General features: G+C 46.8%; 10 protein-coding genes. 7 read left to right on the top strand and 3 right to left on the bottom strand.

What is annotated here, in order from left to right:
• Positions 1–12: 12 nt before the first annotated feature.
• Together araG and L3V23_RS15780 are read right to left on the bottom strand one after the other, a co-directional pair.
• Positions 13–1,527 carry an L-arabinose ABC transporter ATP-binding protein AraG gene (gene araG / locus L3V23_RS15785; RefSeq protein WP_237292490.1) on the bottom strand — a complete coding sequence of 505 codons (1,515 nt, stop codon included), beginning with the start codon at positions 1,525–1,527 and terminating at the stop codon, positions 13–15.
• A 60-nt stretch (positions 1,528–1,587) separates the two neighbouring features.
• Complete coding sequence (locus tag L3V23_RS15780) at positions 1,588–2,586, bottom strand: arabinose ABC transporter substrate-binding protein (RefSeq protein ID WP_042487890.1); 999 nt, start codon at positions 2,584–2,586, stop codon at positions 1,588–1,590.
• 363 nt (positions 2,587–2,949) lie between these two features.
• Between L3V23_RS15780 and L3V23_RS15775 the strand changes: the two genes are divergently transcribed.
• From L3V23_RS15775 to L3V23_RS15750, 6 genes are all read left to right on the top strand, one after another.
• Positions 2,950–4,653, top strand: a complete 1,704-nt coding sequence (locus tag L3V23_RS15775) for a ribulokinase (protein WP_102966486.1) — start codon at positions 2,950–2,952, stop codon at positions 4,651–4,653.
• Positions 4,646–5,377, top strand: coding sequence for an L-ribulose-5-phosphate 4-epimerase (locus L3V23_RS15770; protein WP_269350081.1), 732 nt, complete (start codon positions 4,646–4,648; stop codon positions 5,375–5,377). Before L3V23_RS15775 ends, L3V23_RS15770 begins: the two co-directional genes overlap by 8 nt.
• A gap of 3 nt (positions 5,378–5,380) precedes the next feature.
• On the top strand, positions 5,381–6,883 hold the full coding sequence (gene araA, locus L3V23_RS15765) for an L-arabinose isomerase (RefSeq protein ID WP_042487899.1): 1,503 nt from the start codon (positions 5,381–5,383) through the stop codon (positions 6,881–6,883).
• Between the two features lie 57 nt (positions 6,884–6,940).
• Entirely contained in the window at positions 6,941–7,471 is a 531-nt protein-coding gene (locus L3V23_RS15760) for a hypothetical protein (RefSeq protein WP_102954574.1), read from the top strand.
• Between the two features lie 65 nt (positions 7,472–7,536).
• On the top strand, positions 7,537–8,376 hold the full coding sequence (gene araC, locus L3V23_RS15755; RefSeq protein ID WP_042487905.1) for an arabinose operon transcriptional regulator AraC: 840 nt from the start codon (positions 7,537–7,539) through the stop codon (positions 8,374–8,376).
• A gap of 181 nt (positions 8,377–8,557) precedes the next feature.
• A complete protein-coding gene (locus L3V23_RS15750) occupies positions 8,558–9,382 on the top strand; it encodes an HDOD domain-containing protein (protein ID WP_042487908.1) in 825 nt (274 codons plus the stop codon).
• A 55-nt stretch (positions 9,383–9,437) separates the two neighbouring features.
• Here L3V23_RS15750 and L3V23_RS15745 read toward each other — a convergent pair whose 3' ends face one another.
• Positions 9,438–10,337, bottom strand: coding sequence for a DMT family transporter (locus tag L3V23_RS15745; protein ID WP_237292488.1), 900 nt, complete (start codon positions 10,335–10,337; stop codon positions 9,438–9,440).
• Positions 10,338–10,479: 142 nt separating this feature from the next.
• Here L3V23_RS15745 and rmuC point away from each other — a divergent pair, with 142 nt between their 5' ends.
• Positions 10,480–12,012, top strand: a complete 1,533-nt coding sequence (gene rmuC / locus L3V23_RS15740) for a DNA recombination protein RmuC (RefSeq protein WP_237292502.1) — start codon at positions 10,480–10,482, stop codon at positions 12,010–12,012.
• The last annotated feature ends 147 nt before the right edge of the window (positions 12,013–12,159 follow it).

The raw sequence follows: 12,159 nt of genomic DNA, 5'->3' as shown, positions 1-12,159 counted from the left end.
TATTCCTCAGGTTTAAGCTGCCGCCGATTCTTTGTCGAGCATTGCAAGACGAAGAGCGGTTTGTTCGTTAAATTCATCTCGTTGAAGTTCGCCCGTTACTGCGCCATCTTTCATGACAAGTATGCGGTCAGATATCCCCAACACTTCAGGTAAATCGCTGGAAACGACCAATACGGTGACTCCGTTTTCCGCCAGCTTAAAAATCAATTCGTAAATTTCAGATTTTGCACCCACATCGATACCGCGTGTTGGTTCATCCAGTAAGATCACGCTCATTGCGGTAGACAGCCAACGACCAAGAATCACTTTTTGTTGGTTACCGCCAGACAGTTTGCCGATAGGCTGTTCAAGTGATGCTGCCTTAACATTCAATGCTTTTTTTTGCTTGGTTGCGTTCTCTTTTTCCCAACCGAAATCGATCAGGCTGTTAAATTTAAGGTGCCATGGACGTGCACTGATGTTGGTGTTTTCTTGCACCGACATGATTGGCACAATGCCATGCGCTTTTCGGTCTTCAGAGCAAAGAGTTATGCCTGCACGAATCGCATCTTGTGGTGTTTTAATGCCAATTTTTACATCGTGAAGATAAATATCTCCTGCCGTTTTACGTTCCGCACCAAACACCAATCGGGTCAGTTCGGTACGTCCCGCGCCGACAAGACCAAACAAGCCAAGAATTTCACCTTGTTTAATATCCAATGAAACCGGAGCAGAAAGCCCTGGACCTTGAATGTTTTCTAGGCGTAAGCCACTTTTGCCCAGTTCTCTTGAGCGGTAGTTGTAGATGTCGTTAATTTCGCGGCCAACCATCAGTTCTACGAGACGATCGTGAGTCAGTTCCGACATGTCTTCAAATGAACGAACGTGTTGACCATCTTTGAAGATGGTAATGGCATCACAGAGATCGAAAATCTCTTCCATACGGTGAGAGACATACATGATGACTTTGCCAGCATCTCTTAACTCACGGATAACCTTGAACAGGTTTTGGATCTCACGCTGAGACAAGCTACTGGTCGGTTCATCGAACGCGATAATTTGCGCGTTGCGGCTAAGGGCTTTGGCGATTTCCACCATTTGCCATTGGCCGATAGATAATTCTTTTAGTTGGCATGCAGGGTCGAAAGTTTCACCGAGACGCTCTAACTGCACACGTGCATTTTTGTTTAGCGTTTCGGTATCCACTCGGCCACCTTTGGTTGGAAGCTGCCCAAGATAAATATTTTCAGCAACGGTTAGCTCAGGAACTAAGTTCAGTTCTTGGTAGATAATTGCGATACCGTGCTCAAGTGCATCGTTGGTTGAGGTAAGGTTGATTTCTTTACCGTCAATCGCGATATGACCTTCTGTTGGCTGGTGGAACCCACTCAAGGTTTTAAGCAGAGTTGATTTTCCTGCACCGTTTTCTCCCATTAAAGCATGAACACTGCCTGCGCTTGCGCGGAAACTGACGTTGTTCAGTGCTTTTACACCTGGGAAGTGCTTCGAAATATTACAAAACTCTATGTAAGAAGGGGACTTCGCCATGACATTCTCTCCGTTAAATCAAGAGGGTGACGGCCAAAGTAGCCGTCACCGAAATTGAGCTTATAGCCCTTTTTTCGCTAGTTCGTCTTTGAAGTTGTCACGAGTGATAAGAACTACGTCAGTAACTTCAACGAATTTACTTGGTTCAACGCCGTCTTTTACCCATTTGTAAAGTGATTCAATACTCTTGTAGCCGTGTACGTCTGGGCTTGGAAGTAGAGAGCCGTAGAAGCCAGTAGCATTTGCTTTAGCCAGTTCGTTCACCGCATCTACACCGTTGATACCAATACCGATAATGTTGTCAGCACCGAAGCCTTGACCTTCAGTCGCACGGATGCCACCAAGAACTGTGTTGTCGTTCATACCAACCACAAGCCATTGCTTAACATTTGGGTATTGAACAAGTAGCGAGTTCGCTGCGTCCAGCGCTCCTGGGATGTCGTTAGTTTTGGTTGGTACGCGATAGATTTGACCTTCTGGGAAACCTGCTTGTTTTAGAGCAGAGATAGAACCATCAACACGACGACGTGCAGTGTCTAGCTCATCAGCAGTGATTGCCATTACACCTGTTGTTGAAACGTCCCAGTTGCGTTTTGTCATTTCTTTATAAAGTTCAGAACCTTGGCGCTCACCGATAGCGGTTGCTGCCATCATAACCAAAGGTACGTCAACCATAGGCTCGCCTTTAGCGTTTAGGAATTGGTCATCAACGGTCACGACTTTAAGATCATAGCTTTTTGCTTTCGCCATGATTGCTGGACCTAATTTAGGGTCAGGAGTACAGATAACGAAACCCTTCGCGCCTTGAGCGGCAAGAGTATCGATAGCGTTCAATGTTTTTTCACCATCTGGCACAGCCATTTTTACCACTTCAAAACCTAAGTCTTTGCCGGCTTTCTCTGCAAATGACCATTCCGTTTGGAACCATGGTTCTTCTGGCTGTTTAACTAGGTAGCCTAGTCGCATGTCGTCGCTTGAACCAAAAAATGCATTGGCAGAAGCGCTAAGTAGAGTCAGCCCTGATAAGGCTGTTGCTGTTATTAAGGTTTTTAGTTTCATTGTTATTCCATCCGCTGGGTAGGGGGTTTGTTTCACCGACATCTTTGAAGATTTAATTTGAAGTTGAAGTGATGGAAATCACACCAAAAAAATGTAGCAATTTTGTCCATTCATTTAGCGGAGGTGAACATGATGGTGATCTCAAATGTTACGTTTTAGTGCATTTCTGATTACTTTTGGGGCAAGTGTAATCATTTACACCCGCGATTTGGCCTTATTTATAAAGGGTTAGAACGTTTTTTAAACAGCTGCACAGAAATATGTATTTGGCGAATTTGTCCATACATCTAGCAGGCAATGTCATGGCTGAATCATCCATGCAGGGGTATAACAAACAAAAATATCACCCTACATGGAGTTGTTATGAAGCATTTAGCGACACAACCTGCACACGTAATTGGTCTGGACTTTGGTTCGGATTCGGTGCGTGCATTATTGGTCAACGCTGTTAGTGGTGAGGAGGTGGCATCTGGTGTCACTTACTACCCACGTTGGATGGAAGGCCAGTATAACGAGCCTGAGCAATCTCAGTTTCGTCACCACCCGAAAGACTACATAGAAGCGATGACTCAAGCGATACGTGAAGCGCTTGAACAAGTTCCTGCGGACATTGCTCAGTCTGTAGTGGGTATCGGTGTCGATACAACTGGCTCTACGCCAGCCCCCGTTGATGCGCAAGGTAATGTCTTAGCGTTGTTACCTGAATTTGCAGAAAACCCGAACGCGATGTTCATTTTGTGGAAAGACCATACTTCAGTATCCAAAGCGGATTTGATTAATGAACTGGCTCACGGTGGCGAGTTCATCGACTACACCAAATACATTGGTGGCATTTACTCATCAGAATGGTTCTGGGCAAAAGCGGCTTGGGTCAGTGAACAAGATGAGCAAGTGGCGAAAATGGCTCATAGTTGGGTGGAACTGTGTGACTGGATCCCAGCGCTGCTGTCTGGCAACGAACACCCAAGCAAGTTCCGCCACGGTATCTGTGCTGCTGGTCATAAAGCGATGTGGCATGACAGTTGGGGTGGTCTGCCGGATCAAAAATTCCTCTCTGCAATCTCGCCAACCCTTGATGGTATTCGTGAGCGTATGTTTGATGAGGTTTATACCTCTGAGGATGTAGCAGGTTACTTAACTTCAGAGTGGGCTGAAACACTGGGCTTGCCTGCTGGTTTAGCCATTGCGGTCGGTGAGTTCGACTGTCATATGGGCGCTGTCGGTGCCGGTGCTGGCAAACATGACTTGGTAAAAGTGATTGGTACCTCTACGTGCGACATTTTAATGGTTGATGCAGACCAAGTTGGCGATCGCACCATTCACGGTATTTGTGGTCAGGTTAAAGGCAGTGCGCTGCCAAGTTTGATGGCACTGGAAGCTGGTCAGTCGGCATTCGGCGATGTTTACGCTTGGTATAAGCGCGTGCTGATGTGGCCAATTCAAGCATTAGCGAAAACCAATCCAGAAGCGGCAAAAGTGATGGAGCAGTTGGATAAAGCGATTATTCCAATGCTTGCGGATTCTGCGCAGCAATATGGATTCAACGACAACTCGCCACTGGCAATGGACTGGCACAATGGTCGTCGTACTCCTTACGCCAACCAACGCCTCAAAGGCGCAGTTACCGATTTGAACTTAGGTTCAACCGCACCAGCGATGTTTGCCGCTCTGGTTGAATCAACCGCACACGGCGCGAAAGCGATTGTTGATTGCTTTGTTGACCAAGGCATGGACGTAGAGCGCGTTATCGCTATCGGCGGTATTTCGCAAAAGTCGCCTTACGTGATGCAGATGTGTGCAGACGTTATCGGCCGCGATATTGCGGTAGCAAGCTCTGAGCAATGTTGTGCCTTGGGTGCTGCTATTTTCGCCGCGGTTGCCGCAGGTATTTACGACGATGCTCAGCAAGCACAGAAAGCGATGGCTAGCCCAATCAGCCAAGTTTACAAGCCGAATGCGGCAGCAAAAGTGCTACGTGAACAACGTTACTCTGCTTACCGTGAACTGGGCCAACACCTAGAGCAAATCTCTGAAGCAAAACATGCTCAGGAGCGTAATCATGGGTGATTTGTTGAATCAACAAGAGCGCCTGAACAAGCTTCGCCATGATGTGTGGCAAGCGAACTTGGATCTCGAACGTCACAAGTTAGTGACGTTCACCTGGGGCAATGTGTCAGCGATCGACCGTGAATCTGGTTTAGTGGTCATTAAGCCAAGCGGTGTGGCTTACGAAGATTTAAGCGCCGAAAACATGGTGGTGGTCGATCTGCAAGGCAATGTGGTGGAAGGCGAGCTGAATCCGTCTTCTGATACCGCAACGCACCTCGTTCTCTACCGTACCTACGCCAAAATCGGTGGTGTGGTTCATACCCATTCACCACAAGCAACCGCTTGGGCGCAAGCGGGTAAAGCGATTCCTGCTTTAGGCACCACTCATGCGGATTACTTCTACGGCAGCATTCCATGTACTCGTGCGCTCACCAATCAAGAGATCGCTTCCGATTATGAATTGAATACAGGTCTGGTGATCGCAGAAACCATCGGCGACAACGACCCAATTGCTATTCCGGGAATTCTCGTCAAAGAACACGCGCCGTTTTGTTGGGGGAAAGATGCCCATCAAGCGGTGCACAACGCAGTGGTGACAGAGGTTGTTGCCGGTATGGCCATGCAAACTCTGCAGATCAATCCTGCGGTGGAATATATCAATCAAGCATTGCTCGACAAGCATTATCTACGTAAACACGGAGCGAATGCTTATTACGGTCAGTCAGCTAAGAATAAAGGGTAAGTCATGAAAGTATTTAATGAAAAACAAGTTTGGTTTGTCACTGGTTCACAAACGCTATACGGACCAAAAGTGTTAGAAAATGTCGCGCAAGACAGCGCGCAGATCGTTGCCAGCTTTAATCAAAGCAACGCTATCTCAGTACCTATGCTAGATAAAGGTACGGTGAAGTCTCCTGATGAAATCTTAAATGTGTGCCGTGCGGCGAACAACGATCCTGACTGTGTTGGTTTGGTGCTATGGATGCACACCTTCTCTCCAGCGAAAATGTGGATTGCGGGTCTATCTCAACTGAACAAACCATTCCTTCATCTGCATACTCAGTTCAATGCGGCACTTCCTTGGGACGACATCGATATGAACTACATGAACACTCACCAAAGTGCGCATGGTTGTCGTGAGTTTGGCTTTATCGGCACACGTATGGGGATTGACCGTAAAGTGGTGGTTGGTCACTGGCAGAATCCCAATGTTCACGCTGAAATTGATGACTGGTGCCGTGCTGCTATCGGTATTAACGCTGGTCAGAATCTAAAAGTGGCGCGTTTTGGTGACAACATGCGCCAAGTTGCGGTCACCGAAGGCAACAAAGTTTCTGCTCAAATCCAGTTTGGCTATGAAGTGAACGCCTACGGCTTAGGTGAACTGACTGAAGCGGTTCAATCGGTTTCGGATGCGGATGTCTCTCGTCTGCTTGATGAATACGCATCGACTTATGAAATGAAGCCAGAGCTGCTGACAGATGCCGCTCTGCTAAAACTGATGCAACACGAAGCACGTCTAGAAATGGGTATGGAACGTTTCTTAACTGACGTAGGTGCCAGCGCATTTACTAACACCTTCGAAAACCTAACCGGTTTGGGTTCTCTGCCAGGCCTTGCAACACAACGTCTAATGGCGAAAGGCTTTGGTTACGGCGGTGAAGGTGACTGGAAGACTTCTGCAATGGTTCACATCATGAAGCAGATGGGTAAAGGTCGCCAAGGTGGTACTTCATTTATGGAAGACTACACCTATAACTTCGGTGCCACTGACCAAGCATTAGGCGCGCACATGCTAGAAGTGTGTCCGTCAATTGCGGCAGCCAAACCTCGTCTCGAAATCCACCGTCATACCATTGGATTGAAGTGTGATGTTCCTCGTTTGCTGTTCAGCGGTAAAGAAGGCAATGCGCTAAACGTGTCTGTGATTGACCTTGGGAATCGCTTCCGCATGGTAGTGAACACGTTGAAAACCGTTGCTCCACCGCAAAGCATGCCTCATCTTCCAGTTGCACACGCGTTATGGGAACCAATGCCAAACCTACAAGTGGCTGCGGCGACTTGGATTCACGCGGGTGGCGCGCACCACAGTGCGTACAGCCAACAGGTGAGTGTGGATATGTTGGCGGATTATGCGGACATTCTGGGAATGGAAATGGTTGTGATCGACGAAAGCACTGAGACTCGTAAGTTCAAGCAAGAGCTGAAAACCAACAGCTTGTACTACCGTCTAGCTTCAGGTGTTTAATCGATAGATTCTCCCTCACAGTGACATGGCTGTGAGGGAGAGGTTGTAGAGGTATTTATGGCGGTTGACGAATCTAAAACAGAGCAGGGCTTCGATGTTCACAGTCCGCTTGATATTAACTACCACCAGTGGACGCTGCGAGTCGCAGGCCAGAATCCGGAGAAGTTTGAACTTCTGTATGCGGATAAGGTGTTGTATCAAGGTAAGCTGGAACTGATTAACAATGGTGAGCCGTTGGATGTTTCTGAGGCTCAGTGGAAGTTTCGTCATCGCCATGATCGAATAGAGCAGTGGTGTCAGTTGCACCATGTCGACAAGCTATCCGTCAACATGAACTACTACTTTCACGATAAAGCAGTGGTGATTGAGTATTTGGCGCGCAATAGTATTCCTACACGTTTAGACATTAGACATGAGATAGTGCCGCTAGATAGCGTGGAGAATGATCAACCGCCACAATCAGAACAACCGGATTGGCAGCGCTGTCGTCATGGTCTTCCTAGTGAATCTATTCGTCACTCCATTAAACCAGACCTGTTTCGCGAAGCTTTTTCCGCGACTCAATGGATCGTATTAGATAAAATGTGATGTCGAAAATCGCAATACTTCCGGGCTCAACATACACTAGAAAAAATTCTAATGATTGTTGGTCTATGCAAAACACAGATCCACTCAAGCCGGGGTATGACTTTGATGCGCATTTAGTCGCGGGTCTCACACCCATTATCGAAGGTGACGAGCTCGACTACACCATTGATCGTCCAAACGGCATGAAAGGGTACATCATCAATATCACCAGCAAAGGTGAAGGCACCATTTTTTCCGGTGAACATGAGTTTCATGTTAAAGCTGGAGACTTACTCTTGTTTCCCCCTAGCGCCGCCCATTATTACCGCCGCAAAGAAGACAACGCTTCATGGTTTCACCGTTGGGTGTATTTCCGGCCGCGTGCATTTTGGAATGACTGGTTAAACTGGCAGGAAGAGCGTAATGGTGTTTATGTCACCAGCGGCTTGTCTGCTCAGGACATCGAACACATTGAAAGCTTGTTTGTTGATATCGAATATACGGCTAAATCGGACCTTCCATATCGGGATGATTTAGCAATCAACTTACTTGAGCAGTTACTGATCCGTTGTAAATCAGTACAACCGGATGTGGTCTGCAAACCGCTTGATCCGCGAATCATTCAAGCGATTAACTATATGACGCAAAACCTCAATCAGGATTTCACTCTTGAGGAAATTGCTGCGCATACCTGCTTGTCGCCATCTCGTTTAGGACACTTGTTCCGTGACGAAATGAAGATGACCATTACCCAATGGCGTGATGATCAGCGAATTAGCCGCGCGAAGCAATTGTTAGTGACTACTCACTATTCGGTTAACCATATTGGTCGAATAGTAGGCTATTCCGATCCCCTCTATTTCTCTCGCGTATTCAAGCGCAAAGCGGGCGTCAGCCCGAAACTGTATCGAGAGAAAATTACCTGATAAATTATCTAAAACAAAGCTGGAGACCTTCTCCGGCTTTGTTTTTACTGGCTAAATAACAATGATGAGAGCAAGTATCTTGAGCTAGATTCCAGCTTTAGCTGTAAAGCGCATGGCATTTTCAACAATGATTATTTCTAAACTATAGTTGATTTGTTGGTTGGCAAAAGGAGTAGCCAGAATGAATCAAGAAGCCTTGCTCTCTCGTTTTAATGAATTACCTCGTATTGAAAGTATTCAACAAGAGCTACTGAACATGGTGAACAGTGAGAACCTCAACTTCAGTGAGCTTTCGCGTAAGATGTCGATGGACCAAGTGCTTAGTGCCCGAGTTTTGCGGATGGCAAATTCAGCCCAGTTTGGTGGCGCGCATGGTGTTTCAACGATTAACGAAGCGATTATTCGTGTCGGCAGCGGTGCGGTGCGAACGCTGATCTCTTCTTCGGTTGTGTCTGGTGTTTTCCCTAAACTCGCCACCCTCAATATCAAAGACTATTGGGCCAATACTTTTGAAATTGCCATGATAGCCAGCAAGCTGGCGCGAGCCGCACGCTTAGACCCGAATGAAGCCTTTACGACCGGAGTGCTACACAATATCGGTGAACTTATGATTCATGCATTAGAGCCAGATATTGCATCACAAATAAAATACCGCGTTGATCATGGTGAGGAGTTGATAGCGGTGCAAAAAGAGCTGCTCGATACTGATGCGCAGGAGCTTGGTGCAAGGCTAGCTCGCGAGTGGCAGTTTCCTTCAGATATGGCGGATGCGATAGAAAATGTGAATCATCCGGGCAAGGCAACGGAAGCTAAACGTCTGGCCTGTGTGCTGTTTTTAGCGCGCGAAATCCATAAAAGATGGGACTCACTGTTTGATGAACGAGAAAAACGTGCGTTTCTCACTCGTCACCCAGCCGCGAAGGCATTGGCGTTATCATCCGATGTTTATATTGAAATTGACCAAGTTAGGGGGCATGGGGTGGAGCTTGCTCACCAATTGTTTTAAGTCGTAAGCAGTAGTCAGTTCGCCCATGCAGAAGCGTGGGCTTTGATGTCAGCGTTTAAGTTGACGGTGAGAGCTTGTTTGAAAACTTCAGCTGTTGCACAACAAGACCAATGATGATCATCACTAAGCCGATTAAGGTTGAAGGATGAATCTCCTCGCCAATGATCGTTGCCAGCAGTATTAGAGAGATAAACGGTGAGGCAAAAATCAGGTTACTGATTCGTGCGGTGTTGTTGGTGCTTTTCAACGCGCCGAGCCAGAGCACAAAGGTAATGCCCATTTCAAATAGCCCTACGTAGGTTACTGCCACCCAACCGTTAAAGGTTATCTGGTTCCAAGGAGCGCTTTCATAAAGGTTCAAACCGATAGTAAACGGAATGGCCACAAGGAACCCAAGTAATACACCGACGACAGGCTCTGCCTGGTTTTTAGTGTTGAGAATCCAGTATCCGGCCCAAAGCAATGTGGAAAGCAGCGCTAAACCGACGCCAAGTGGGCTGTCAAATTTCAAACCCAGTACATCGCCTTTGGTGGCAATGACAATAACGCCTAAGTAGCTGAGAATACAGGCTAGCCAATCTTGCTTTCTGATAGTTTGACCCAAGAAAACCGCTGCCATCAACGTTAAGGTGATTGCCCAGCTATAATTAATGGACTGAGCTTGCGAAGCTGGAAGTAAAGCATACGCTTTAAATAAAATTAAATAGTAAGCCAGAGGGTTAATCAGCCCTAGAAGCAAGTAGTACCAAGGGTTAGCAAAAAAGGTGCTGGCGATCAGATTTAGATGACCTCTTAGGGCGCAAATAATGAATAAAGCCAGTGCTGAGACAATACTTGCGATAGTGAGCATTTGAATCGGCGTGAATTCTGCCAGAGTGAGTTTGAAAGCTGTGGCAACGGTGGACCAAAGCAGAACTGCGGACAGTCCTAGCCCTAATGCGCGACGCTCGTTCATTGGTTTTCCCTAACTTTATTTGACGTTATTTGGCTAGTCTAACGGTGGAATAAATGCGCCACAAACTGGACATTTATCCAGTATGGAAATACCATTTTTGTCAACAGACTTAAGTCACGACTAGACGAAGTAAATCTTTATGATGCAATGGATTATCAACAACATACTGCTTTGGGCTCCTGCACTTGCGAGTGCGATAATATCTGGGGGCGTGATTGGGCTTTGGGTTAAGCAAAAAATGCAAGTCAGAACCCAGCTGCTCGATCAGCAAATTATTAATGATGCTCGCTGGTATCAACAGCAAATCGAGCAACTGAAGGTAAGCTTGAACAACAGTTTGGGTGAGCTGGAAGAGCTGGATCAAGAGCGTGATAAAGCTGAGTTCGAGCTAAAACAACTGCACGGCAAACTGATGGCTGCTATGGAAAAACTGCGCTATTTCGATGCCGTGAAGCTTGAACGAGATCAGTACAACGATGAGTTGAACCACTTACGCGAGCTAAAAGCGCAGCTTGATGTCCAATTGCGTGAGCAAGAAGCGCGTCATCAACAGCAGCTTGAATCGAACTCAGAGAAATTACGTTTACTGGAAACCGCCGAAGAACGTTTGAAACAGCAATTTGAACACCTTGCTAACCAAGTGTTTGAAGATAAAGCGGCAAAAGTGGATCAACAGAACAAACAGAGCCTTGATGGTTTGTTGAGTCCGCTAAAAGAGCAGTTAGAAGGTTTCCGTAAACAGGTGAATGACAACTTCAACAACGAAGCCAAAGAGCGTCACACCTTGGTGCACGAGCTGCGTAATTTGCAAAACCTCAATGAACAGATGGCAAAAGAGGCGTTGAACCTTACTCAGGCACTAAAAGGCGACAACAAGCAGCAGGGTAACTGGGGAGAGGTCGTACTGGCTCGCGTGCTGGCAGAATCAGGCTTGCGTGAAGGCCATGAGTACGAAACACAGGTTAGTTTGCAAAATGATATGGGCAAGCGTTATCAGCCGGATGTGATTGTTCATCTGCCACAAGATAAACAAGTGGTGGTGGATTCGAAAATGGCGCTGGTCGCTTATGAGCGATACTTCCATGCTGAAACCGATGAAGAGCGTGATGCTGCGCTGCGCGATCATTTGCTTGCACTTCGTAATCACATCAAAGGCTTAAGCCAGAAAGACTACCATCAGCTTCGCGGCATTGAGAGCCTCGATTATGTGCTGATGTTTATTCCGGTGGAACCTGCATTCCAAGTCGCGATTCAGGCTGATCCAAGCTTGGTGAAAGATGCGATGGAGCAAAATATTATCCTTGTCAGTCCAACCACATTGCTGGTGGCGCTGCGCACCATTGACAACCTTTGGCGTAATGATCGCCAGAACCAAAATGCTCGTCTCATTGCCGAGCGTGCCAGCAAGCTTTACGACAAGCTACGCCTGTTCGTTGATGATATGGAAGGATTGGGTTCTGCGTTAGACAGAGCCAACCAAAATTATCAGGGTGCGATGAACAAGCTTGTCACTGGTCGCGGAAATGCTATCAGTCAGGCAGAAAGCTTTAAGCAGCTTGGGGTTGAAGTGAAACGTTCTATCCATTCTCAGTGGGCGGAAAAGGCACAAATTGGCGAAGATTTTGAAAATGCCCCTTTAGTAGAAAGACATCAAGGAGAGGATAAAGTAAACTGATTGCCCGCGGCAGTTTAGTCACTTTTTTGAACGCTTTTTTCAAAAGGAAAGTACTTAAACAAAGAGTGCGCTGCATAGCAACCAAATTGAAAAGAAACGAATGATGGCGGGCGCAATATACTCAAACTACTTGGAGTTGCAGGTAGG

It is taken from the genome of Vibrio sp. A1-b2, from assembly GCF_021726015.1.
Lineage (GTDB): Bacteria > Pseudomonadota > Gammaproteobacteria > Enterobacterales > Vibrionaceae > Vibrio > Vibrio diazotrophicus.
This window is presented reverse-complemented; position numbering and strand designations above follow the sequence as displayed.

What these genes read in the sequence shown, in the direction of transcription:
- L3V23_RS15780 (WP_042487890.1), bottom strand. Translation starts at nt 2,586, where the DNA reads ATGAAACTAAAAACCTTAATAACAGCAACAGCCTTATCAGGGCTGACT.
- araC (WP_042487905.1), top strand. Translation starts at nt 7,537, where the DNA reads ATGCAAAACACAGATCCACTCAAGCCGGGGTATGACTTTGATGCGCAT.
- L3V23_RS15750 (WP_042487908.1), top strand. Translation starts at nt 8,558, where the DNA reads ATGAATCAAGAAGCCTTGCTCTCTCGTTTTAATGAATTACCTCGTATT.
- L3V23_RS15745 (WP_237292488.1), bottom strand. Translation starts at nt 10,337, where the DNA reads ATGAACGAGCGTCGCGCATTAGGGCTAGGACTGTCCGCAGTTCTGCTT.
- rmuC (WP_237292502.1), top strand. Translation starts at nt 10,480, where the DNA reads ATGCAATGGATTATCAACAACATACTGCTTTGGGCTCCTGCACTTGCG.
- L3V23_RS15760 (WP_102954574.1), top strand. Translation starts at nt 6,941, where the DNA reads ATGGCGGTTGACGAATCTAAAACAGAGCAGGGCTTCGATGTTCACAGT.
- L3V23_RS15770 (WP_269350081.1), top strand. Translation starts at nt 4,646, where the DNA reads ATGGGTGATTTGTTGAATCAACAAGAGCGCCTGAACAAGCTTCGCCAT.
- araG (WP_237292490.1), bottom strand. Translation starts at nt 1,527, where the DNA reads ATGGCGAAGTCCCCTTCTTACATAGAGTTTTGTAATATTTCGAAGCAC.
- L3V23_RS15775 (WP_102966486.1), top strand. Translation starts at nt 2,950, where the DNA reads ATGAAGCATTTAGCGACACAACCTGCACACGTAATTGGTCTGGACTTT.
- araA (WP_042487899.1), top strand. Translation starts at nt 5,381, where the DNA reads ATGAAAGTATTTAATGAAAAACAAGTTTGGTTTGTCACTGGTTCACAA.